Origin of the sequence: Komagataeibacter nataicola (assembly GCF_003207795.1) — a bacterium.
GTDB classification, from domain to species: domain Bacteria; phylum Pseudomonadota; class Alphaproteobacteria; order Acetobacterales; family Acetobacteraceae; genus Komagataeibacter; species Komagataeibacter nataicola.
This window is the reverse complement of record NZ_NIRT01000015.1, coordinates 47,692-71,262: the sequence shown is the minus strand read 5'-3', so window position 1 is coordinate 71,262 and position 23,571 is coordinate 47,692. Positions and strand designations below refer to the sequence as shown.

22 protein-coding genes and 3 pseudogenes are annotated in these 23,571 nt (G+C 56.7%); 15 read left to right on the top strand and 10 right to left on the bottom strand.

From position 1 onward, the window contains the following. Nucleotides 1–150: 150 nt before the first annotated feature. The 4 genes from CDI09_RS10055 to CDI09_RS10040 all read left to right on the top strand — a co-directional run bounded on the left by CDI09_RS10055 (nt 151) and on the right by CDI09_RS10040 (nt 4,862). Nucleotides 151–951: a C1 family peptidase gene (locus tag CDI09_RS10055; protein WP_165399223.1), complete on the top strand. Its 801-nt coding sequence runs from the start codon at nt 151–153 to the stop codon at nt 949–951. A 13-nt stretch (nt 952–964) separates the two neighbouring features. Continuing rightward, a complete protein-coding gene (locus CDI09_RS18975) occupies nt 965–1,261 on the top strand; it encodes a protease inhibitor I42 family protein (RefSeq protein ID WP_078524669.1) in 297 nt (98 codons plus the stop codon). A 138-nt stretch (nt 1,262–1,399) separates the two neighbouring features. Beyond that, nucleotides 1,400–2,383 carry an AAA family ATPase gene (locus CDI09_RS10045; protein ID WP_078524668.1) on the top strand — a complete coding sequence of 328 codons (984 nt, stop codon included), beginning with the start codon at nt 1,400–1,402 and terminating at the stop codon, nt 2,381–2,383. 19 nt (nt 2,384–2,402) lie between these two features. Continuing rightward, nucleotides 2,403–4,862: a S8 family peptidase gene (locus CDI09_RS10040; RefSeq protein ID WP_078524667.1), complete on the top strand. Its 2,460-nt coding sequence runs from the start codon at nt 2,403–2,405 to the stop codon at nt 4,860–4,862. Between the two features lie 671 nt (nt 4,863–5,533). On the opposite strand, the gene CDI09_RS10035 is transcribed toward CDI09_RS10040, so the two are convergent. After that, nucleotides 5,534–6,478: an IS256 family transposase gene (locus tag CDI09_RS10035; protein ID WP_110571307.1), complete on the bottom strand. Its 945-nt coding sequence runs from the start codon at nt 6,476–6,478 to the stop codon at nt 5,534–5,536. Nucleotides 6,479–6,564: 86 nt separating this feature from the next. Continuing rightward, nucleotides 6,565–7,470: a LysR family transcriptional regulator gene (locus CDI09_RS10030; RefSeq protein WP_078524665.1), complete on the bottom strand. Its 906-nt coding sequence runs from the start codon at nt 7,468–7,470 to the stop codon at nt 6,565–6,567. Between the two features lie 211 nt (nt 7,471–7,681). On the opposite strand from CDI09_RS10030, the gene CDI09_RS10025 reads away from it, so the two are divergent. Further along, nucleotides 7,682–8,293, top strand: coding sequence for an NAD(P)H-dependent oxidoreductase (locus tag CDI09_RS10025; protein WP_078527726.1), 612 nt, complete (start codon nt 7,682–7,684; stop codon nt 8,291–8,293). 23 nt (nt 8,294–8,316) lie between these two features. On the opposite strand, the pseudogene CDI09_RS18555 reads toward CDI09_RS10025, so the two are convergent. Together CDI09_RS18555 and CDI09_RS10020 are read right to left on the bottom strand one after the other, a co-directional pair. After that, a pseudogene (locus CDI09_RS18555) lies at nt 8,317–8,474 on the bottom strand (IS5/IS1182 family transposase); the annotation flags it as partial. Further along, nucleotides 8,469–8,957: pseudogene (locus CDI09_RS10020) on the bottom strand (Mu transposase domain-containing protein); the annotation flags it as partial. The pseudogenes CDI09_RS10020 and CDI09_RS18555, both read right to left, overlap by 6 nt. 225 nt (nt 8,958–9,182) lie before the next feature. Between CDI09_RS10020 and CDI09_RS10015 the strand changes: the two are divergent. From CDI09_RS10015 to CDI09_RS10005, 3 genes and pseudogenes are all read left to right on the top strand, one after another. Beyond that, nucleotides 9,183–10,283 (top strand): Fic family protein, encoded by a 1,101-nt coding sequence (locus tag CDI09_RS10015; protein ID WP_078524664.1) that lies wholly within the window; start codon nt 9,183–9,185, stop codon nt 10,281–10,283. Nucleotides 10,284–10,662: 379 nt separating this feature from the next. After that, the gene (locus tag CDI09_RS10010; RefSeq protein ID WP_078524663.1) at nt 10,663–12,108 is read left to right on the top strand and encodes a tyrosine-type recombinase/integrase; all 1,446 of its coding nucleotides are present in this window, start codon (nt 10,663–10,665) and stop codon (nt 12,106–12,108) included. Nucleotides 12,109–12,194: 86 nt separating this feature from the next. Then, nucleotides 12,195–12,848: pseudogene (locus tag CDI09_RS10005) on the top strand (2-dehydropantoate 2-reductase); the annotation flags it as partial. A 352-nt stretch (nt 12,849–13,200) separates the two neighbouring features. Here CDI09_RS10005 and CDI09_RS09995 read toward each other — a convergent pair. From CDI09_RS09995 to CDI09_RS09985, 4 genes are all read right to left on the bottom strand, one after another. Beyond that, entirely contained in the window at nt 13,201–13,506 is a 306-nt protein-coding gene (locus CDI09_RS09995) for an ArsR/SmtB family transcription factor (RefSeq protein ID WP_078527724.1), read from the bottom strand. 118 nt (nt 13,507–13,624) lie between these two features. Further along, entirely contained in the window at nt 13,625–14,749 is a 1,125-nt protein-coding gene (locus CDI09_RS09990; RefSeq protein ID WP_078524662.1) for an alkene reductase, read from the bottom strand. A 68-nt stretch (nt 14,750–14,817) separates the two neighbouring features. After that, a complete protein-coding gene (locus CDI09_RS18170) occupies nt 14,818–14,955 on the bottom strand; it encodes a hypothetical protein (protein WP_167370175.1) in 138 nt (45 codons plus the stop codon). Nucleotides 14,956–15,061: 106 nt separating this feature from the next. Then, nucleotides 15,062–15,757 carry an O-methyltransferase gene (locus CDI09_RS09985; protein WP_010512209.1) on the bottom strand — a complete coding sequence of 232 codons (696 nt, stop codon included), beginning with the start codon at nt 15,755–15,757 and terminating at the stop codon, nt 15,062–15,064. Nucleotides 15,758–15,826: 69 nt separating this feature from the next. Between CDI09_RS09985 and CDI09_RS09980 the strand changes: the two genes are divergently transcribed. Next, entirely contained in the window at nt 15,827–16,714 is an 888-nt protein-coding gene (locus CDI09_RS09980) for an AraC family transcriptional regulator (protein WP_078524656.1), read from the top strand. A gap of 4 nt (nt 16,715–16,718) precedes the next feature. On the opposite strand, the gene CDI09_RS09975 is transcribed toward CDI09_RS09980, so the two are convergent. Continuing rightward, nucleotides 16,719–17,378, bottom strand: coding sequence for a TetR/AcrR family transcriptional regulator (locus CDI09_RS09975; RefSeq protein WP_078524657.1), 660 nt, complete (start codon nt 17,376–17,378; stop codon nt 16,719–16,721). 104 nt (nt 17,379–17,482) lie between these two features. Here CDI09_RS09975 and CDI09_RS09970 point away from each other — a divergent pair, with 104 nt between their 5' ends. Genes CDI09_RS09970 through CDI09_RS09960 form a run of 3 tightly spaced genes read left to right on the top strand, consistent with a single transcriptional unit; the run spans nt 17,483 to nt 20,025 of the window. Further along, on the top strand, nt 17,483–18,052 hold the full coding sequence (locus tag CDI09_RS09970) for a hydrolase (protein ID WP_078524658.1): 570 nt from the start codon (nt 17,483–17,485) through the stop codon (nt 18,050–18,052). A 59-nt stretch (nt 18,053–18,111) separates the two neighbouring features. Then, a complete protein-coding gene (locus tag CDI09_RS09965; RefSeq protein ID WP_078524659.1) occupies nt 18,112–19,500 on the top strand; it encodes a DHA2 family efflux MFS transporter permease subunit in 1,389 nt (462 codons plus the stop codon). 57 nt (nt 19,501–19,557) lie between these two features. After that, a complete protein-coding gene (locus CDI09_RS09960) occupies nt 19,558–20,025 on the top strand; it encodes a nuclear transport factor 2 family protein (protein WP_078524660.1) in 468 nt (155 codons plus the stop codon). 295 nt (nt 20,026–20,320) lie between these two features. Here CDI09_RS09960 and CDI09_RS09955 read toward each other — a convergent pair whose 3' ends face one another. Continuing rightward, nucleotides 20,321–21,244: an AraC family transcriptional regulator gene (locus CDI09_RS09955; RefSeq protein WP_249034015.1), complete on the bottom strand. Its 924-nt coding sequence runs from the start codon at nt 21,242–21,244 to the stop codon at nt 20,321–20,323. 56 nt (nt 21,245–21,300) lie between these two features. On the opposite strand from CDI09_RS09955, the gene CDI09_RS09950 reads away from it, so the two are divergent. The 3 genes from CDI09_RS09950 (at nt 21,301) to CDI09_RS09940 (ending at nt 23,564) form a co-directional block, all read left to right on the top strand. Beyond that, nucleotides 21,301–22,155 (top strand): oxidoreductase, encoded by an 855-nt coding sequence (locus CDI09_RS09950; protein WP_249034014.1) that lies wholly within the window; start codon nt 21,301–21,303, stop codon nt 22,153–22,155. A gap of 138 nt (nt 22,156–22,293) precedes the next feature. Continuing rightward, complete coding sequence (locus tag CDI09_RS18970) at nt 22,294–22,569, top strand: TetR/AcrR family transcriptional regulator (RefSeq protein WP_110571304.1); 276 nt, start codon at nt 22,294–22,296, stop codon at nt 22,567–22,569. Continuing rightward, the gene (locus CDI09_RS09940; RefSeq protein ID WP_110571313.1) at nt 22,569–23,564 is read left to right on the top strand and encodes an IS481 family transposase; all 996 of its coding nucleotides are present in this window, start codon (nt 22,569–22,571) and stop codon (nt 23,562–23,564) included. The genes CDI09_RS18970 and CDI09_RS09940 overlap by 1 nt, the downstream gene beginning before the upstream one ends. The last annotated feature ends 7 nt before the right edge of the window (nt 23,565–23,571 follow it).

Below are 23,571 nucleotides of genomic sequence, written 5' to 3'. Positions count from 1 at the left end.
TCGATCATTGAGTGCGGATCAACTAGCGCAAGTGTATGGATTTTCAGGAGGTCGGCTGTATCCTGTGGTGTGCTGCCCGCTTATTTCCCCCTTAGAATAGCTGGTGCTATATCGCGAGTAAACAAGCTGTTGAAGGAGTTGATCCAAGCGATGAATCTGGCCGAAGTCAAAAGAGCTATTGTCGCGCGCAAGCTCAAATGGGTCGCAGGGGAAACTCCCGTCGCAGCGGCCGCGTTAACCTCTGGACAATTTGGTTTGCGGCGAACGAGCCTCAACGCGCCGGCGCTGCAGGTCGCTACAATGATGCCCGAGGCGTTTCGCGGAACGCGGCCTGCGAAAATCGACTGGCGTACTGAGGGCCGCGTGTCACCTATTCGCTCTCAAGATACATGCGGATCCTGTGTGGCCTTCGCTACCTGCGCAGCAATGGAAAGCGCGCTCGCGATCCAGGAGAATGAGCCAGCCAGTGTTGATCTCTCAGAAGCCGACCTGTTTTATTGTGGCTGCGGCGATTGCTGCGATACCGGGTGGGATTTCATCCCCGCGCTGGGACGCGCCAGCCAAGGCGTCGGTCTAGAGGCGGACTTCCCCTATGTGGTTGGATCGACCTGTAAGTCCATTCCGCCTGCTGTTAAAGTCTCCTCTTGGAAAACGGCCCACAGCGCGGATGATCGCCGATGGGCGCTAGTACGCGGCCCCGTGGTCGCGGGTATGCGAGTCTTCGACGATTTCCGGTACTATAAGAGCGGCGTATACGAACATGCTACAGGTGACGAAATTGGCCTCCATGCCGTCTGCGTCGTGGGTTATGACGACGACGCGTCATGCTGGATCGTCAAGAACAGCTGGTCCAGTAGTTGGGGGGAGGATGGGTTTTGCCGGATTGCCTATGGGCAGTGCGGGCTGGATCAGGAATTTCCCTTTATCGCGATAGAGGTCGAAAGATTGTGAGGTTGACTTGCCTATGGTGACGGAAGTGCAGAAGGGAACAAGCGTCATCGGAGCTAATGTTGGGCAAGCGGTCGAGCTCGCGTTGCCCTTTTCCGGCGGAACGGGCTTTCGATGGGAGGCCTCGGATTGCGACGGACTTCATATTGAGAGACGTGGGACTAAACCCTCGACTGGTTTCGGCGGTCGCGGGCAGGACCTCTTCATCGTGACACCAAGCCACACGGGTGACATATGGCTCAAACTTCAACTTCGTGCACCGTGGCAGCCAGAACCAGCCGAGGTGCGGAAGATCAAGTTCGAGGTGCGCTAAGGTACGCTAGGCAATCAAACCTCTGAACTTCAAAGGCACTGGCAAAATGATCTACCATCTTTCAATTCCCTTGGAGACATCGCAAATATCGGGCATAGAGTTGCGCATTGAACATTTGCTGTCGCGTCGGGGGGAATAGTGGCCAGCGCCGCCCAAATTATTTCGCTCGTCAGGAGCCACACCAAAGGCGATCGCAGCCGGTTCGAGCAAATCGCGTTGCAACTTGCTGCGGACGCAGCCAAGCGCGGTCATTCCCGTGTTGCGGAAGAGCTACGTGATCTCATTGAAGAGGCGCGCAACCAGATCGCCTCGATCGAGCGCACGCGCGACCCTATACCCATGGTGCGGCCGAAGGGCGAACTCGCCGGACTTCTTAGTGCCAGCTTCCCCCTGATCAGGCTGTCCTCGCTCGTTTTGCCAGACCGTCTGTCAGAAGCGCTCAAGCGTATCGTGAAGGAGCAACGCGAGCGCGACAAACTCGATGAGTTTGGGCTTAGCCCCCGCCGCAAGCTGCTGCTGAGCGGGCCTCCTGGTACAGGAAAAACCAGCACTGCGGCTGCGCTTGCAGGTGAGCTATCGCTCCCACTCTTCACGATCGAACTCGATGGCATCATCACGAAATATATGGGCGAAAGCGCATCCAAATTGCGCCTTGTTTTTGAATCTATCGCCAACAACCGTGGCGTCTATCTATTCGACGAGCTTGATGCTCTCGGCGCTGAACGCTCGATGCCCAATGACGTCGGTGAGGCACGACGCATCGCGACTGCCTTCCTCAAATTTCTAGAGGAAGACCGCAGCACGAGCCTTATTCTGGCTGCCACCAATCACGCCAAACTGCTCGACAAAGCGCTGTTCCGGCGCTTCGACGCGATCTTCACTTACGGGCTGCCCGACCAGACCCAAGCGCGCGCCGTAATTGAAAACAATCTCACGACCTTCGATCTGAGTAGCCTCGATTGGGATTCACTCATGGGAGAAACCAACGGTATGTCCCACTGCGACATTGCTCGCGGCGCGATCGACGCTGCGCGCGTAGCTGTGCTCGATCATGAAGGCATCCTAGACTCCCGCCTTCTGATGACAGCGCTTAGCGAACGGCGGAACGGGCACACTTTCTAATCAAGGATCAGATTGTAGCATGGCGGAGCATCCGCACCTCTTTGTTCGCCGCAACGGCCGTGCAATTCCATTTCGAGGCATTTCGCCCATAATTCGCAACGTTAGAATGCCGCGCGCCAACCGTCGGCAGCACATCGAGGTTCTCGTTGCTGCCGTCGATGCGGCGGCCGCGCGTGCCGCCGCAAAGGTTGCTGATCAAGTCCTGATCCCCGAGGCGGATCGCGGCTTCTATCTGAGCTTTGAAGCGTCCAGTCAGAGGCCCATGCCGCTCGCTTTCTTCGATTCATCTCGGCGCGGCATCAATCTTCTCTCGGTAAAGGTCGATGAGGGGCGACAGACTGCGAACGTCTTTATGCGCACTACCAAGATCGACAGCTTTAAGAAATCGACCAAAGCCTATGCCAATAGCCAGGCGGGAGAGGGCAAGCCCCCGCCCAACGAGGAATTCTTCGACCACCTCGAGAAAATTCGTCCGACGAAGTTTGGCGATCTTTGGACGGACCAAGGTAAACCGCCGTCACACAACAAGCCTTTCGCATGGGAACTCTGGCTTCGTCCCGGAACAGAGGATTGGATCAGAGATAGCGCACCTGAACTCGATATCACCATCGAAAGGGGGCATCTCACGTTTCCTGAAGCCATTGTGGTGCGCGCATACGGCACAAAGCGGCAGATTACGGCGTTAATTAAGCGCGTGCCTGTCGTAGCAGAATTGCGCGCTGCCTCCTCATTTATGGCACACCTTCTGGAGCTTATGCCTGGTCAACAGGCCGCAGCAGCCGAAGCCCTCCTGAACCAGATAGTGGCACCAGAAAAAGACGCCCCCCGCGTCTGCATACTTGACAGCGGCGTGCGCCGTACACACCCTCTCCTTGCACCTTTTATTGAGGCCGGTCGTACCCTGACGGTGAACACCGCATGGGCCGCCAATGATCATCACGGCCATGGCACCGGCATGGCTGGCGTCGCGCTCTATGGAAATCTTGCACCGCTCCTCGCCAGCACCGATCCGGTCATCCTGACACATCGGCTGGAATCCGTGACGGTGCTGCCACCGGCAGTCCCTGGCGCCTCGCAGCCTCTTCCGGGCACTTCCGTTCGCGCTGCCGTCCGCTTGATGGAACGCACCACGCGCGCCAATCGCGTCTACTCGCTCTCTATGAGCGCCCCCCGTGAGCGCTCGAATGGACATCCATCGAGCCTCTCGACTGTGATTGACCAGTTAGCCTTCGGTCGACCGGGCAAGCAGAGGCTCTTCTTCGTTCCGGCCGGAAATATCGATGAACAGCCCTACATGGCTGCGGACTACATCGCACTGAACGATGCCTCCCCGATGCGCTCACCGGCGCAAGCGCTCAATGCGATTACAGTCGGTGCCTGCACACGTTTCGTCGATCAGGAATTGCCACCGGATCATGTGGCGCCAGAGGGCGACCTCTGCCCCACTTCGCGAACCAGCATTGCGTGGCAACGGCCCATATTATGCAATAAGCCTGATATCGTAATGGAAGGCGGCAATAGGGTCGCTGATGTAGACGGCGTCGGAACCCTGCACGCGCCCCACCTCAGCATCGTCACTACAGCGCGTGACTTTGCCGCTCACCGCTTCAGTTGCACTGGCGAGACGAGCGCCGCTACGGCAGCAGCGAGTGGGCTAGCTGCTGCTATCATGGCGGCTTATCCCGACGCAACGCCCCAAACTGTTCGCGCTCTGATAATCCATTCGGCACGCTGGACGCCGGCGATGCTGCAGCGCCTGCCGACGCGACCGACCCGAGGTGACTATGGTCAACTTCTCCAGAGATACGGGTTCGGCATTCCTGATCGCATGCGTGCGCTGACAAGTCTCGACAATGCAATGACGATGATCATCCAAGACGAACTTCAGGTCTATCGTCGCGGATCGGGCAACAGCATCGCCCTCGGTGAGATGAAGTGGCACCAACTGCCATGGCCGGTCGATGTGCTCGAGGAACTCGGCGCCGATGAAGTCCGCCTTCGCGTCACCTTGTCCTATTTCGTCGAGCCCAATCCAACGCGTTCAACGCGCCAGCAGTCCAATCGCTACGCGTCGGCCAAGCTTCGGTTCGTCCTGAAGGGGATCGATGACGATGACGAGGAGGCGATTGCTCGCGTTAACACACTCATGCGTGAAGAAGACTATGAAGCTGAAGATCTCGATGAGGATGACCGGTTCGAGATCGGTCCCGCTAATGCCCGACGGGGCTCACTGCATCACGACGTTTGGACAGGTCCGGCGTCTGATCTTCTCCATAAGGGAGGTATTGGGGTCCTACCGGTCAAGGGATGGTGGGGCGACAGGAAGCGCGGCGAACGTTGGTTGCGGAAAATGCCCTATTCACTCGTCATGTCGATCGAAACGGTGGACGTCGAAGCAGATGCGCAGATCTACCAAGAGGTCGCCGCAATCGTTGAAAACGACAACCTCCTACGGAGCGCCACGATAATCGGAGAGTGACTTCGGACTTCTGGTAATCTTGGCAGACGACACCCAACGACAATCAATGCCACCCGCAACTGAGCGCCACGTAGCGTCGGCAGAGCCTTTCGTCGATCTTGTCGCTATGCTGCGCCGCTGACAAGGCAATAACATTCGTTCATGTCTGCTATCGATACCTTGGCAGGCGCTGCTGAATGTGTGGTCTCCGCGATTCACTCCTCTAATCCGATAGACCTCGAACGTCCCCAACTCTGTCTATCGCGGTTCGCTTGATAACGTCCGCTTTCAGGCGATGGTCACACCCACTTGGATGTCTGACATGAGAGCAAAAGCAATCTCATTCTGAAAATTTCGGAATCATTTTTTCGCATAATTAAGGATATTTTTCACTGCAATTGAGGATATTCTCATAATTAAGGTATAAAATAGATGATTGATAATATGGGATTTCTATTCTCATTAATAAAGATTTTCGACAAAACTCCCGAAATGCGCCTGTGTCCGAGCCTTTGCACCACATCTGCCTGCCTGCCCCTCCCCTGCTGCCATGTGAGGGCCGGGGACCATATGACCGGGCGAGCCCGTCATGCTGAGCGACGTCCGGATCCTCGGTTCCAACCGGCAGGCGCAGGCGGCGCTGCATGCCCATGTCGGGGCCTATCCGGGATTTTGTGCGGGGCCGTTTTCCCTCAGAGAGTGAAGCGTTCGCCGAAGATGATGGCGAACTGCGTTTTGGCCTCGGTCCATTCACGTGGCGGGCGCTTCCAGTCCTGCGCCAGGTGATTGAGCACGAGATATAGCAACTTCATCGCGGCCTCGTCATTGGGGAAATGTCCCCTAGCGCGGACGGCCCGGCGCAATTTCGAGTTCATCGCCTCTATGGAATTGGTCGTGTATATGATTTTCCGAACGGCTTCGGGGCAGGCAAAGAAGGGAACGACATTGTCCCAGACGCGCCGCCAGCAGGGCGCGATCGCCTCGGGGAAGCCCTTCAGCCCGTCGACCACGGTGATCAGGATATCGCCTACGCCGCGATGCTTCAGTTCGTTCATCACGCGTAGCCAGAACTTGGCGCCCTCGGTCTGCTCGATCCACAGGCCGGGAATGTCCTTCGTGCCGTCCGGCAGGATGCCTGGCGCCATATAGATGGCCTTGTTGCGAACGAAGCCTTCGTCGCGAATCTTGACCCGGATCGCGTCGAAGAACACGAGCGGATAGCACGTATCCAGGGGCCACCCCTGCCATTCCGTCACGGCGTCCATGACGGCATCGGTCACCGTCGAAATCAGGTCCGGCGAGACCTCGATGCCATAGAGATCCTCCAGATGGCCCCGGATCTCGCGCACGCTCATGCCGCGCGCATACATCGAGATGATCTTGTCATCGAAGTCGGGAAAACGGCGCTGATATTTCGCGATCAGCTTCGGGTCGAATGTCCCCGCCCGGTCGCGGGGAATGTCCAGCGTCACCTGCGACGAGCCGGTCAGGACCGTCTTCTTCGAGGTACCGTTCCGCCGGTTCCGCCGCTCCGACAGCGCCTTCTTCAATTCGTCCAGCAGGCCACCGCTGGCAAATAATTCGCGCGGATCACGCCCCGCAAGCAACTGGTCCAGAACGTCTTTGTCAATCGCCATGTCATAGGGCCTCCCAGCCCCAGTCTATGGCCCCGCACAAAATCCCGGATAAGCCCACCGATAGAGGATACGGAAATGGTGCTTCTTCATCTCCGTTTCATAAATTCCTGAAGCTTAGGCATCATGAAATCAAGGAACACCCGGATGCGATAAGGCATTCGTGTTCCACCAAGATAAAGGGCATGAATGTCTTCGACATCCCCATGCCCTGCGTCGGCCAGTACTTCTGTCAGCCGCCCCGCCTCCACATCATCGCGCACATGATAGTCACCAAGGCGAGCCAATCCCGCTCCGGCGACTGCCATGCGACGCACCGTCTCCCCGTTATTCGCCAGCAGGCTGCCACTTATGAGGCGATCCACGATCCTTCCGCCATCCCGTAAAGGCCAGATCGGAGCGGCGCGACGGAAATTGAAACCGAGGCAGTTATGATGATCCAGATCCTCAATCTTTTCTGGCACCCCATGCTGTTCCAGATAGCCGGGTGCTGCGACAATCATTCGACGGGCAGTCCCCACCTTGCGAGAAGTCAGGCTGCTATCGGTCAATGGACCGACCCTGAAAGCCACATCTGTCCGATCAAGATATAGGTCCACGATTTCATCTGAAAGCGACATATCAACGATAATATTGGGGTACCGCCGCCAGAACTCAGGCAGGAACGGTTCGACACCGAGAACGCCGAACGCAACCGACGCATTGACGCGCACCGTACCCCCGGTAATGTCCCCGCCCTGGCTGACCTCCTGTTCGATGTCGTGCAGGTCTGACAGAAGGGCCGTTCCCCTCTCGTGAAGCAGCCGGCCTTCATCCGTGAGAGACAGACGACGGGTTGAACGCTCCACCAAACGAACGCCCAGCCGATCCTCCATCCGACCAATCAGTTTACTGACCGTCGAAGGACTCATCAGGAGTTGACGGGCTGCCTCGGAAAAACTGCCTGTCTCAATGACCCGAACGAAGACCTGCATCTCCCACACACGATTATCCATCGTATCCGCCTATATGTGAACTCCATTCAAAAGTCATATGGAGAATTAGCCTATTATCAAGCCGGCTTATGCACTGCATGATTAAATCAGGAATGCAACAAACCGGCCGGCCGAAGCAGGGACCCTCTCACCACGGCAAGTCCCATCTGGGACAGCAGCCCATGTTGTGTCCGTATCTATCTGTTTTTACGAACTTTTGGAACATTATCTGATGAAAAACATTCTGCTTTTGAATGGTGGCAAGGTGTTCGCCCACTCTCATGGTCGTCTGAACGATACGCTGCATGACGTCGCCCTCGAACTCCTCTCGGACACGGGTTTCAGCATTCGCCAGACGAAGATTGACAGCGGCTACGACATTCAAACTGAAGTCGAGAACATCCTGTGGGCGGATTTGGTCATCTATCAGATGCCGGGCTGGTGGATGGGCGCACCGTGGACCGTCAAGAAATATGTGGATGAAGTCTTCACAGCCGGTCATGGCTCGCTTTATGCCAATGACGGGCGCAGCCGCTCCCATCCTGAACGCAAATATGGATCAGGTGGCCTGCTGGAAGGAAAGCATTACATGCTCTCCCTGACATGGAACGCCCCGGAAGAAGCCTTTGTCGATCCGGCGCAGTTCTTCGAAGGTAAGGGCATCGACGGAATTTACTTCCCATTCCACAAGGCCAACGAGTTCCTGGGCATGGCACCGCTTTCAACATATCTCGCAACGAACGTCATCAAGGAGCCGCACGTTGGCGAGACGATCGCGCGTTATCGCGACCATCTGGCCGAGGTTCTGGGCTTCGTTCTACCGAAGGGTGGCACTGAATCGTAATGCGGATCGCAGGATCTTCCGGGCAGTCCGCCGCGGGACCGTTCGATGGCCTGATCTGTGCCCCTTTTTTACGGGTGCCCGCACTATGCTGGCGAGCACGGACAATCGTGCTGTCGATCATCATGTATTCGTTATCATGGTTAGCAGCCTGATGCCGGAAAATCCGCTCGATCACATGCGAACGCGTGATGATCCGGTCATGCACGCACAAAACCTGCCCTTCGGCGATAATGCGCAGCCTGTCGGGATAAACCCGCAGGCTGACCGGACGATTGGCAAAGGAGGCCGGCACGCTATAGCGGTTGCCTTCGAACTGGATCAGACAGGTTGGTGAGACGCGCCTGGTCTGTTCGACAAACCCGTCAAAGGGACGCCCCGGCACTATGAGGTGAGGACGCTCGGCTTGCATGGACATCGGCGATGGTCCGGGCCAGTTCGATATGCTGCAGCCGTTCCCAGCAGTCCAGGCAGCGGGCTTCCAGCCAGGCATTCAGCGTCACCAGATCCGCAAAGGCAGGCAGATCCTGCCAGATATGGCGCCGTGCATCCCGCACGGTCTTCTCGATCTGCCCCTTCTCCCATCCCGCTGCCGGATTGCAGAAGGTCGCCTCGACAGATAATGGCTGGCCAGAGCCATGAAGCGCAGGTTGACCTGGCGCGCCTTCCGCCGTCTCGATGATCCGTCCCAATTCCTGCACGTTCGTAATTCCCTTGGCAGCGATCACACCGTGTTCCGCCAGATGCCCGTCTTAGTGAACATTATGGAATGCTGCGGGCCACTCTGGGTTCATACGCAGCATAATCCGTCACGCCGAAGGATCGATAGATTAGACTTCTATCAATCATAAAAATGCGATATAATGATTGATAGAGCCTTGGGGTATCAATCATGCTTTGGAATTGGCAGCTTCCGGACTGGCCACATTTCCACTTCGAGAAAAGCTGTCTGCGAGACGCCGAAACGGAGTTCCTAAAAGGTTCAGGCGTGGTCGTCGGTGCGATGCAGCATCTGGACAAAGACGCCAATCAGCATCTTGTCGTTCAACTCATGTCGCAAGAAACGGTCGAGAGCTCCGCTATTGAAGGCGAGGTGCTTGATCGGGCCAGTGTGCAATCGTCGATTGCGCGACACCTTGGCTTCGCCACAGACAGGCGACGTTCTACGCCAACTGAGGCTGGGGCTGCTGAATTGATGGCGGACCTCTATCGGCATTATGCGGCCCCTTTGACTGACCAGAGTCTCTTTGAGTGGCATGCCATGCTCATGAATGGTCGGCGAGATCTGGATGTCATTGGCGGGTATCGGACGCATGCCGAGGCAATGCAGATTATCTCCGGCCCCATCCATGCGCCGCACATCCACTTCGAAGCCCCGCCATCTCGAAGCGTCCCTTCGGAGATGGCGCAGTTTATCGGCTGGTTTAACAGGACCGCCCCAGGCGGGATTGACCCCTTGCCCGCGATTGAGCGGGCTGCGATTGCGCATCTGTGGTTTGAGACCATTCATCCCTTTGAAGATGGAAATGGTCGCATCGGACGGGCTATTGCTGAAAAAGCATTGGCGCAAACCCTCGCAGCCCCAACGCTGACGGCGTTGGCCGCGACCATCAATACATACAAGAAAGCGTACTATCTCGAACTGCATCGGGCCAGCAAGACGAACCAGATAGAGAACTGGATGGTCTGGTTCTCTCAGGTCGTGTTGGAGGCGCAATCCCGCACGCTTCGGAATATCCGGTTTCTTATTGAGAAAACGCGGTTTCTGGATCGCTTACGCGGAAAACTGAACATTCGTCAGGAGAAGGCCCTGCTTCGAATGCTGGCAGAAGGGCCTGATGGTTTTCAAGGTGGCCTGAGTGCCCAGAATTATCGGTCGATTACAGGGGCGACGTCTGCCACGGCGACGCGTGATCTGGTTGATCTGGTGGCGCGTGGTGCTCTTATTCGGACAGGAGAAAACCGGTATGCCCGGTATTCTCTTCGTCTCTGACAAACATGTAGTTTACTGTTCAACCACGAAAAAACCTTCAAGGTCGCTGCATTATGGACGCGGATAATCTGACAGAGCTCCCGACCGCGCTGGATGGCATTTTCGGCCACGATTAACTGGACGGTGCCAAATAGGTGGTTGGTAAAATAGGATTTCTGTTTCCATTCATGAGGCATTTCGACAAAAATCCCAAAATGCGCCTGTTCCAGAGCCTTTCCACCCTGCCTGCCTGTCTGCCCCTCCCCTGCTGCCCGCGTAGCGGTCGGCTCTGTCCTTCCGAACCGCTGGCCCAGCCTAGACCGGGCCAGCGGAAAAGAGGCAGGGGCGACCCCGGTCACCTTTTCTGCACCCAGGGGGCTTCTGACCGGGAAAGCCGGTCATGCTGAGCGACGTCCGGATCCTCGGCTCCAGCAGGCGCGCGCAGGCCGCGCTGCACGCCCGCGTTGACCATTTGACACGGCAGCGTCTGGCCGAGACACAGGATCCGGCGCGCTGGCGCGAAATCCTCTCGACCGCGCGTTTCACCCCACCCCTGCCCCTGCTTCTGGCCGGTATCGAGCGGCCGGACGGCACCTATTCCCCGGATACCCCTCTCGCGCAGGGCGTGCCATATGCCGCAGCGGCCCAGCAGATGGCTCAGGACCATGTTGGCAATGCCCCATCGGGGTTTGAACTGGCCGTCGGACTGGAAATTGATGACGGCACGCCCAGCTTCCTGGCCTGGTTCCGACCGCTCCAGTCCGTAGGGTCCTGTCCCGAGACGTCAGACGCAGCGCCTCCTGCACCCGTCGGCCAGCCGGCAGCTACCGTCGCGCAATGGTTTTCCGTCGTCTCGGCACAACCCGTACCTGAACATGATGGCCGCCTTGCCACCGCCCGTCAGGCGGCCGATGCCTATATGCACCGCAGCAAGGCCGGGAACACGCTGCGCACCTATCGTGCCGCCGTGCGATCCTGGTGCCAGTGGGCTGCTGGCCATGCCCTGCCCGCCCTGCCTGCCCGCGGTGAAGACGTCGCCGCCTATCTGGCCGACATGGCGCTGCAGGGGCGCAGGACCAGCACCATCGACCTGCACCGTGCCGCCCTGCGCTACCTGCACCACCTGGCCCAGATCGCTGTGCCGACTTCCCATCCGATGGTGACCGCAACCCTCGCCGGCATCCGTCGGGAGGCAAAGGAGACCCTGCCCCGCCAGAAAACCGCGCTCACCTGGGACAGGCTGGTCCGGGTCGTCGATACCATCAGTCCACATGATCTGGTCGGCGCGCGGGACCGGGCCATTCTGCTCCTCGGTTTTGCCGGCGCGTTCCGACGCTCCGAGCTTGCCGCACTGAAGGTGGACGACATCACGATGGACGAGGATGGCATGCAGATCCGGCTGGGCCGGTCCAAGGGGGATCCCCAGCGCAAGGGCGCGCTGATCGGCATTCCGCGGGGCCTGACCCGGAACTGCCCGGTTCTGGCGTACGAAGCCTGGCTCCGGCAGGCCGGGATCACGGAAGGCCCGGTCTTCCGGCGCATCTGGTCAGCGCGGGACCGCAGGGCGGGCACCACTCCCGTCGGGACCTCGCCCAGGATCGGGCCGCACGCCCTGTCGGACCGGGCGGTCACGGACATCATCCGTAAGCGATGCGGCGACACCCACCTCGAAGGGGATTTTGGCGGGCACAGCCTGCGCCGCGGGGCCATCACCACGGGAGCGAAAGACGGGTATGACCTTCTGGAACTGAAGCGCTTCTCGCGGCACAAAAGCCTTCAGGTCGTCGAGACCTATATCGACGAGGCCGGCATCAAGGCCCGGCACCCGGGAAGGTCGAGATTCTGAGCCTGTCTTGACCCCTACCTCCAGAGCGCTTCAACTCGCCTTCAACCGCAACACGTCAGGGTGGACTAAAGAGAGGAAACAGCGTGATGGGTTCCAGAATTCTTGTTGTCGGCGCGGGTGCCGTGGGTGGGTATTTTGGCGCCCGCATGGCCCGCGCCGGGCATGACGTGACCTTTCTGGTGCGGGAAAGACGCCTGCAGCAGCTCCGTGCCGAGGACCTGTGCCTGATCAGTTCCATTGGCAACGTCACCATCACCCCCCGGATGGTGATGGCCGGTGACATTGACGATCCCTACGACATCATCCTGCTCAGCGTAAAAGCCTATTCCCTGACGGCTGTAATGGACGATTTTGCGCCTGCGGTGGGACCGCAGACACGGATTGTCCCGTTGCTCAACGGCATGCAGCATCTTGATATTCTGGCAGACCGCTTTGGTCCTGCCGCGGTCATGGGAGGCACGTGCTTTATCGTCAGCAAGCTTGATGCGCAAGGGCGCATTGTCCAAACAGGTTCCCTTCCCTGGCTTTCCGTGGGGGAGCGGGAAGGTCGTGATACGCCAGCGGCGCGCAGTATTGCGGAAGCTCTGTCGGGCCCCGGATTTGAAACCGTGTGTTCCGCCCACATCCTGCAGGATATGTGGGACAAATGGGTTCTGCTCGCCGCCCTGGGCAGCATCTGCTGCCTGATGCGCGGAACCGTAGGGGATGTCGCCAGCCAGCCAGCAGGTCAGGCCTTTGCGCATGGCCGGACTTGCGCCAATGGCTCATGATCGTGGCGCGATGCGTGGGAAACGTGTCATTCCAGGGGGAGAAGATCTCTCCGCCACGTCCTGTTTCAGGCAGGACTGGCAGCGGCCTGCCATAATCCAGTTCTGAAAGCTGTTGCCAGGCGCATGAAGGAGCGGGGTAAGCCACATAAACTGGTGATCGTCGCTATCGCACGGTGTCTCATCACAATCGCCAACGCCGTCCTCAAAAACAGGCCTGCCATGGCGCATTAGCTCCGCCGCTTAAACACAGTTGCTAGGAATATCGCGAGAACGTCTAACTGTTGAACTTTAGAAAGTTTGAACAAAGAGGACAGTCTGCCATTCAAATCAGGTCTTGTAACTGCTTCAAAAAAGCTGCGATGTTCGCCTCATCGCGCTTGTAATAGGTCCAGGGGCCTATGCGCTGCGATGTGACAAGTTTGGCGCGTTGCAGCGCTGTCAGATACAGCGAAATGGTTGACTGAGACAGACCGGCCCGCTCCTGTATGATGCTCACGCAGACACCTACCTGTTCAGGATCAACTTCCTGTTCAGGGTAATTCTTGCGAGGGTCCTTGAGCTTCGCCAAGATTGCCAGCCGGGCGGGGTTGTCCAGGGCCTTCAGTGCGTCGTTGATATCGATGCTCATGATCCTCCATATAGCGAGAAATTCCAATATAGCAATATTTCGCTGCCTGTTGGATGGACCTAATTACGCTGGAAGCGTCAGAAGCCGTGTCCAGATGTCTGGACACGGCCTGAAGCGCCTAACGCTGATAGGTGGGATAGTCAGTATATCCTTTGGCGGTGCCGCCATACATGGTCTTCGGATCTACTGGATTGAGTGGCCAGCCATGAGCGATACGCTCCGGCAAATCGGGGTTTGCGATGAAGGGCCGGCCGAAGGCAATCAGATCGCCCAAGCCTGCCTTGACCACGCGCACGCCACGCTCGGGAGTGTACCTGCCGGCATAAAGAACCCGGCCGCTGAAGTTTTTCCGTATGTCCGCACGGAAGGATTCAGGCAGTTCGGGCGCGTTATCCCAATCCGCCTCGGCAATCGAGACGTAAGCGATCCCAACTTTTTCGAGAACCTTTATGGCCTCGATGTAGGTCGTGTGGGGGTCTTCCTCGACAAGACCAAGATAGACGCGGTCCTCGTCGGTGGTGGCGAACAGGGGAGAAAAGCGAACTCCCATGCGCTCTTTACCGACGACATCGGCAACCGCCTGCGTCACTTCGGCCAGGAATCTCAGTCGGTTTTCCAGTGAGCCGCCATATTCATCCTCGCGCTGATTGGTGTGGGTAGAAATGAACTGGTTTATCAGATAGCCGTTCGCGCTGTGGATCTCCACGCCGTCAAAGCCTGCATCGAGAGCATTGCGCGCGGCCTGGGCATAGAGCTGGACCAGTTCCTTGACCTCTGCGGTGGTCAGGGCGCGCGGTGCCGACGGTAGTGTGAGAGCGCCCTGGCCCGGGCCGGTTTCAACGAACACTCTGACATTGTCGGCCGGGATCGCCGACGGCGCGACCGGAGCGGCGCCACCAGGCTGTAGGGAGGTATGAGATACGCGCCCCACATGCCATAATTGCAAGAAGATGGTTCCGCCTTCGGCGTGAACGGCATCGGTTATCTTGCGCCAGCCCTCGACCTGTTCGGGACTGTAGATGCCGGGTGTCCACGCATATCCCTGCCCACGTGGTTCGATCTGTGTCCCCTCGGTCACCATGAACCCTGCACTGGAGCGTTGGCGGTAGTAGGTCGCCATCAGATCATTGGGGATGTTTCCCGGCTGGGAACTGCGAGAACGTGTGAGCGGGGGGAGAACGATCCGATTTCTGAGGGTATACGGACCCAGGGTCAGACTGTCGAAGAGAACCGAGTTCTGCATTTTGCGAATCCTAGATATTGAGAAACATCAATGTACGAGGGCATGAAAGGCCTCATATCCACTCGGGATCAGAACAGTCCGGCAGAAGCCTCGTTGAGCCGGCTGCGGGCATCAAGCGCTAATTTTTGGGTTTCGCGTTCAATGCCTGACCTTTTGTAACCACCGAAGCGCTCGGCGTCGGTATCGAGCTGATTGGCAAACTTCACCGGGCGTCTCCTTCTGTGGGTGAGTGACACTGCCAAACATAGCTATACATCGAGATATGTCAATATCTAGGTTTTAAGATTTAATCTGGCTGCTCTCCGTGTGACATCACCCGACCCTGACAGCGAACCCATTGCCTCGGCCTTCGTCCAGCGGCAGCGTCTGGGACAAATATCCATTCGCCGGGTTGTTCAGGTAAGCGATGTAGTCCGGATCAAACGCATTTTCGCCGAAGATCGCTGCGCCGGGTGCCAGCCGGGGTTCGATCAGTTTCAGAACTGGCAGATAGAGCGAGAACGCACCGTCGAGTAGGAGAAGATCAACCGGTCCATCAATATCGCGGAGCGTTTCAAGCGCATCGCCTTCACGAATATCCACAAGATCAGCTAAGCCTGCTGCATCAAGATTTGCCCGCGCCTGTGCCACCTTGGTGCGTTCCATTTCGCTACCGATCAACTGCCCGCCACCATTGTCACGAAGGGCCGTGGCCAGATAAATGGTCGAGATTCCCATAGACGTGCCGAATTCTACGACCCGACGGGCTTTGCAGGCTCGTGTCATCATGTAGAGAAACTGACCGTAGCGCGGCGAGACGGCGAGAAAATTGTCGGCATAGTCGTGATAGACGCTCCGATAGTCGGCTCTTTCTTGGGCAAGTAGTTCTGCCATCACCTGTTCAGCCGATGTTTCCGGTGCGTTAAAGCGCGCCATCATGGTTTCCATGAGTTCGCGGTCGGACGTTTCTGCATTCCTGTGCAGCGTTTCCAGGAGGGTAATGACTGGGCTAGTGGTCAATGTGTTCATGGGGCGTCCTTTCGCAGATGTCAGGATCTTGAAAATTTTGATTGATTGTCTGCTCAGGAATAGTCCTGCATGGATATGGCGTCATTCAGATATCAGGTCAGATTATTATTCAATCTTGCCAAACTGATCCTTGCCGTCAAAAATACGTCTATGCCCATGCTGAACGAATTGTCGAAGACGGAAGACTGGATCGAACCGGATGACGTTCCCCGGGCGATCGTAACCTACGGTTATGCGGCCGGGCAGGCTGAGAGCATGGAACTGGACTTTCACAGTCATGCCAAAAGCCAGATTATGCTGGTGCAACGCGGCGCGCTTACCTGCGAAGGGGATAGCGGATTATGGGTTGTTCCGCCGCGTAGTGCCATCTGGATACCAGGCGGGGCACGCCATGCCATCAGGATAAGCGGTGCGCTTGAGGGGTATAATGCATTCATTGATCCCGCGCTTGGTCCTCCCTTGCCTGAAACCTGCTGTGCGGTCGCCGTAACGCCGCTGCTTCGCGAGTTGCTGGTTCGGGCATCCGAACTGCCACTCTACTATGAAGAAAACGGCGTAAACTCACGCCTGCTGGACGTGCTTCTTGATGAACTTGCACGGGCCAGGATCGAGGATCTCCATCTTCCCATGCCTGTCGACAGGCGTCTTCGAGGGATTGTCAGCATGATGACCGGGGCGCCAGGTGAGCGGAAAACGCTCGATACCTGGGCCAGACAGGCCGGAGTCAGCGAGCGCACCCTGTCGCGCCTGATCAGCCAGGAGACCGGCATGAGTTTCGGACGCTGGCGGCAGCAGTTGAACGTCATGCTTGCTGTTCAATGGCTGGCAGATGGTGCGACGATCCAGCAGGTTGCGGGGCATCTAGGCTATGAGAGTGTACCGAGTTTCGTGACGATGTTCCGCAAAGTGCTGGGTATGTCTCCGGGACGTTATATGGCCGAGCGATATTCTGGATAATGGATCAGCGTGTCTTTGTTGAATTTCCGGCCATTTGTTTTCTCTGGCAGGGACCAAGTCGGGCGGAAAGATAGAGCCGATTCATGCGGCGCAGTTCATCCGGAGCACCAGGTGTTGTCGGAGCGTCCTTCAGGGTCATACCCAGCATGACCTTCATATTGTTCAGGACAACCGCCGCAATATCGCCGGCCGTCTGCTCGTGCAGTCCGGGCGCGCACACCCGCAGGGCGGCCGAAATACCGGCCAGAGCCTGCTGGCGTGACCGGTCTCGGATTTCCGTCCGGTCAGTATGCGCTTCCATCAGCGCCGGAAGGGATTTTACACGCGGATAAAGCACCGCGAGCAGGTCAATCAGGATATCAGCCAAATCTTCCGGTGAAAGATCTGCTGCCCGCTTTGCCAGCGCTTCATATTCGTCATGCACGATCGCCATGTGGTGCTGCAAAAGTGCTTCCCCGACGGCCTCCTTGTTGGGGAAGAAACGGTAGAGCGAACCGATCTTTGCGCCGGCCCTGCTGGCGATCTCCGCCATTGTGGTGGCTTCATAGCCATGCTCCGCCATGAGATCGGACGCAGCCGCCAGCAGTTCCGCCACTCTCTGCCGGCCGACTGCACGGCGCGGCTGAAGCGCCGTCCGCTTTTTGCTTGACGAAGTTGAGTCCATGCTCAAATATTACCCCAGTTTGAGTGCTTCCTCAATTTCTATCAACTCCGCGCTCAGCGGACAACGAGTCCGTAAAACATATGAGCAAACAGGGAAGAACCGTCATGATTTCTCTTTCAGCGCCCCGGACTGCCCTGATCCTGATTGATCTCCAGAAAGGTATTGTCGATCGCACGCTGGCTCCCTTTACAGGAGAGGCGGTTGTCGAGCGCTCCAAAAAGCTTGCATCCCGTTTTCGGACTGCAGGTTCGCCCGTCATTCTGGTTAATGTCGCCTTTGCGCCCGATTTCGCGGATGCCGTGCATACCGAGGTCGATCGCCCTTTTGCGCCGCCCCCGGGCGGATTTGCCCCTGACTGGACCGAACTGGTCGAGGGGCTGGCCGAGCCGACAGACCTGCTTGTCACAAAGAAACAGTGGGGTGCCTTCTATGGAACCGATCTGGATCTTCAGCTTCGGCGGCGCGGAATCACGACGATCGTACTGGGTGGTATCGCAACAAATATGGGTGTCGAGTCCACAGCCCGCGCCGCACATGAGCACGGTTACGGCGTGGTGATCGCAGAAGATCTGACATCCACTTTCGCTGAAGAAATGCAGCGCTTTGCCTGTGACCACGTTTTCCCGATGCTTGGCCGCGTTACGACCAGTGACTCCATCACTCTAGAATCCTGAGAAAAAAGTAGTAGTTCGCGGTTTTTCAATGCCGTGACACAAATCTGAAAGCAACAGCTTTGCCGCAATCGCAAGAGCCCGCCCGACTTCCGGCGGGCATCTGGAAAATCGTCAGCGTCGCAGCGATCGGGTCTTTCATGTCGCAACTGGATGCGACGATCGTGAATGTCTCGCTGCCGGATCTCGTCACGACACTGCATGCACCATTTTCGGTCATCCAATGGGTAGTGAGCGGCTATCTGCTGGCACTTGCCCTGACACTGCCGTTGAGTGGATGGCTTGTTGGTCGTATCGGCGGCAGGGCGGTTTATCTGGGGTGTTTTGGAGCTTTTACGATTACTTCAGGTCTTTGCGCCCTGGCGTGGTCCGCTTCGTCACTCATCACATTCCGCCTCTTACAGGGGATGGCGGGTGGACTGCTTGCACCTATGGCGCAGATGATGGTTGCCCGCGCAGCGGGCAGCCATTTGCCTAAAGTGGCCAGTGCGGTCACCATGCCGGTCCTGCTTGCCCCGCTTCTCGGTCCGGTCGTTGCAGGCGCGATCCTGTCGGTTGCGTCCTGGCGGTGGATTTTTCTTCTCAACCTGCCATTCGGTTTGCTGGCGCTCGTTCTTGCCGTCCTGTTTCTGCCTGACGATCGGGCTGAGGTGCGGCCTCGCTCGCTTGATATGACGGGGCTAGCCCTGCTGGCACCTGCGCTGATTTTCCTTCTTTATGGAACCGATCATGCGGGCCAGCTTCTCGGGCCAATATCCCTGTGCGGTGCTCTGCTGCTGTTTGTTGCGTACTTCCGTTGGGCGCAACGGAAAGGTGACAGTGCGCTGATCGATCTCAGGTTGTTTCACACGCCTGCGTTTTCAGCGGCCGCGATGACCATGTTCCTGTTGAATGGGGTGACGTTTGCCGGACAGATGCTGCTGCCGGTGTGGCTCATTCATGCCTGTGGCGTTTCATCCGACCGTACCGGCCTGTTCATGCTGCCGCTGGGGCTGGGGATGATGTGTACCTATCCCCTGATGGGACATCTCACGGACCGCTTTGGTATCCGCAGGCTGACCAGTTGTGGCGCACTATGCGCCTGTGTCGGCTCGCTGCTGCTCGCTGTCCTTGCTTATACCGGTCTGAATGTCGGCATATTGGCCATTGCTCTGTTCCTGCGTGGTGCCGGCATCGGCACAGTCGGGATTCCTGCAATGAGCGCGGGTTATGCGTCCGTTGCACGGCCGGACATTCCTATGGCAACGACCGCGCTGAACATCGTACAGCGGATGGGTGGGCCAACCATAACAACGCTCTGCGCCACCTTCCTTGGATGGCGACTCTCTGCTGCTGTCGTTTCCCACCCCGTTTCGACGATATTCACTGAGACATTCGGCCTGCTCTGCGCGATTCATGGTCTTCTGTTAATTGCCACGCTTTGGCTTCCATCGTGGCTTCCCAAGAAATAATCGGCATCATAATCAGCACGTCAGGCTTAACGCCTCTGTTGAAAGAAACAATTAACCATGAATCCATCTAGTACATCGGATATCGAGAATAGACTGCGCGTAATTGAAGATAAGCTCGCGATATACGAGCTTATCGCCTCTCATCCGCCAAGTTCCGATACGGGTGATGCGGACTATACTTTTTCAGTGTATCGCGAGGATGGCATCTTCGACCGGGGGGCTACCCTTGACGGCGCTAAAGGTGCCAAAGAGATCGCAGCATTTATTCAAAGACCAGAGCATCACGAGGCCATTCTAGGCGGCCTTGCTCATTTTACCGGTCTGCCGCTCATTGATTTGCGAGGTGATGTCGCAATTGTCACATCTTATCTCATGATTATTCATCTTGACCATGAAGGTCGTCGGCGTGAACTGCCAAATCATGGTGCCTCGACGGGATACCGAATTCACCGCGTGGTCGTGAATCGTTGGGAACTTGAACGGCACAACGGCCGCTGGATGATTGCTAGAGCAGATCCTGTTTGAATGCGTGCATTCAGACAGGTGAAGATGCTCGTAAAAACAATAAATTAGAGCATGTCCACCGAACCGGATTTTGGTGGACATGCTCTAGGCATACCCTGCTGCCCGTCGATGGATCGGTTGAACAGCAGGAACTGCTGCGCAGTGGTTTGAAAGAGGTATATCGTAATTAATCTTGATGCTGGAAGCATCAAGCGCTTTTGAGTGATAGGATATTATAATATCACTCAAAACCACGGTTTTATAATATAAGTATTTATAAAATAGACAAAGGAGCTATGGGCGTAAAACTTTTTCTTCAATCCTGTAATGATTCTCCGAGATGCTCTTGCATCCATTTAGCCTCTTCACTTGCGCTGCGGCGGAAATGGCGCTTGAAATCCCGGCTGAACTGGGCAACGCTGGCGTAACCGACTTCAGCAGCAATAGCGGCAATCGATCCCTTGCGCCGTGTGATCATCAGTCTGGCTTCATGCAGTCGTACAGCTTTGATGTACTGGATCGGAGTGCTTCCGGTAAGGGCTTTGAAGCCGACGTGATAGGAAGGAACACTCATACCGGCCATCGTAGCGAGTGCCGGTACTGACAGGCCCTCATTGTAGTTTTCGCGGATCATTGCCAGACTCTGCACGATCCTGTTGGTCGTGTCATTGCGACGCAGCGCCGCCATCAGCGCCCCACCTTGAGGGCCTGTCAGGACGCGGTAATGCAACTCGCGCAGCAGACCCGGGCCAAGAATGGCGAGTTCCTGCGGATGGTGGAGAGCATGAAGCAGACGCTGGAGCACATCAGCAATGGAAGATACCATCCGACTTGAAACCAAACTCCGTGCCCGCGTTTTCTCCTCATAACCGACTTGTCCTTCTAGGGTGGTCACGATTTCAGCAGCAAGATGCAGGTCAAAATCGAAGTAGATGGCGAGCAGAGGCTGACCAGGACTAGCCTGAGAGGCCATTCGAAAATGCACCGGGACCGAAACGGAAAGATAATGGTCGGCGTCATATCGGTAGATCTCGCCATTGAGAAAGCCCTGCTTGGCCCCTTGCAAAACGAAGACCGCACCAGGGCGATAAAGGACCGGCACATCTTCGAGAATGGTCTCGGAACGCAGGATGCGGATACCCGGCAAGGGCGTGGCGTTGTAACCAGGTCGCGGTGCGAGTGCGGCGGCCAACGCGAGGAGCGGAGTGAATTTTGGTTGAGAATTCATAGGATTGAGCAAGAAATTCAGAGGAATTGCGATAGAGAACGTATCAATATGATATTATTGGTCAAGGCATGAATGTTATCAAACAGAGCAAAACCATGCCAGAGCAGACTTTTTTCATAACCGGTGCCAATTCTGGGTTTGGGTTGGCCATCGCCAAGGCTGCTCTTGAAGCAGGTCATCGGGTGATTGGTACGATCCGATCGCAAACCGCAAGGGCATCCTTGCTGGAGCAACTGCCGGATATCTGTGCAGTCCTTTGTGACGTCACCGAATTCGACCGCATTCCCGCCATCGTCGCACAGACAGAAGAAGATCACGGCCCGGTCGATGTGCTCATCAACAATGCAGGTTATGGACACGAGGGCGTGCTGGAGGAATCACCCCTTGAGGAAATGCGTCACCAGTTCGACGTTAATGTCTTTGGTGCGGTTGCGATCGCCAAAGCCTTCCTGCCGCGTTTTCGCGAACGTCGCAGCGGGTTTATTGTGAACGTGACATCAATGGGTGGTCTCATCACAATGCCCGGCATAGCGTATTACTGTGGTAGTAAATTCGCCTTGCAGGGTATTTCAGAGGTCATGCGCGCCGAAATGGCACCTTTCGGCGTTCATGTCACGGCGCTGTGCCCCGGATCATTTCGCACAGACTGGGCCGGTCGTTCGATGGTAAGGACCGAGCGCTCGATTGCGGACTATGACGCTCTGTTCGATCCGATCCGCGCAGCGCGGCAGGAGAAAGACGGAAAGCAGTTGGGTGATCCGGCGAAACTTGCTGCCGCAGTGCTCCAGCTTGTTGCGTCCGCTTCCCCCCCGCCGCAACTCCTTCTTGGAAGTGATGCTCTCCGTTTGGTTCGTGAGCGGATCTCACGCCTGGAAAGGGAAATTGCGGATTGGGAGGAATTAACCCGATCAACGGACGACTAACGTTTTCAGAGAACAGCATCGGTTAATTGATCGCATCTTCATGTGCATCATTTTTACCAATAGAGAAAATACACCCCTTCGCTTCTGCATGCACATTTCATGATTTGATGCATACAAATACGAGACCAGAGTGCAGCAATGTCGAAAATAACGAACTTTGCTCGCTCTCCGGGCCGCCCTCGCAATCATAAAGTTAGACCGATCGTGTTGGCGGCGCCCCACAAACGCGTTCTGCAACACGGTTGTTCTGCTGTCGGCATCCAGATGATTGCTAAAAAAGCAGGGGTTGGCAGACAGACGCTCTATCGCCGATGGCCTAGCTGTCAGGTTGTGAGACGTCATTGGGATGATGTAGCGTGGGCAATACCGCGTTACGTTCTATGGTTTTCTTCCGTTTGCAGGGAGAGCGAATGATGCTTCAGATCCATCCACAGGCACGCACGACACCGGCCGTCCGGGCTGCCATAGCGCGTTCGTCAGAACCGACATCCGTGCTCGCCAGACGCTACGGGATCAGCGATGAAACTGTCCGCAAGTGGCGCAGGCGTGGCTCAGACGCCTGCCAGGACCGCAGCAGCCGTCCCTGGAAACTGGCCTGGAAAGCCTCGGAGGAAGAGCGCGCCATTGTTTGTCAGCTTCGGCGTTCTACCGGTTTTGGCCTGGATGACCTGACCTTTGTCATGCGGCATTTCCTGCCACATATGAATCGGGACAACATTTGGCGTATTCTGAAAGATGCTGGATTGAACAGGCTGCCTCCTGCTCCAAAGACCGGACCAGTTCGGGGACAGGGAACATTCCGGGATTACGATCCCGGTTATGTCCATATCGATGTGAAACATCTGCCAAAATCGCAGACAGCAGATGGAGAACGGCGGAAACGTTTTCTCTATGTCGCCATTGATAGATGCTCCCGTTCGGTCCATCTGGCCGTCTATGACGCGGAGAATACCGATCATTCCGTCGATTTCCTCAAAGCTGTCAAAACCGCCTTTCCTTTCCGAATCACCCATATTCTGACCGATCGTGGCTCATGCTTTACGGCGGATGCCTTCGAAAAAGCCTGTCATGATATGGGAATCGACCGACGCCGGACCAAAGCTTACTCCCCTCAGACCAATGGAATGGTCGAACGCTTCAATGGCCGTGTCGCGACAGAGGTGTTGCCGGTCTGTGTCTCAAGCCATAAGGATCTGGAAATTCTACTCAGAGGCTTCTGTTTCGCTTACAATCATCGCCCGCAGCGTGTTCTGGGCGGCATATCCCCTGCCAAGTGTATCTCCTCATGGCTTGAAAACCATTCCGCGTTCCGTAATCCTGATCATATCAAACCGGCTAGTCGTGACATCATGAAGCCGGTCGACGAAATCCTCGATTATGCCAATGACGTCTCACAACCTGACAGCTAGTAAAAAC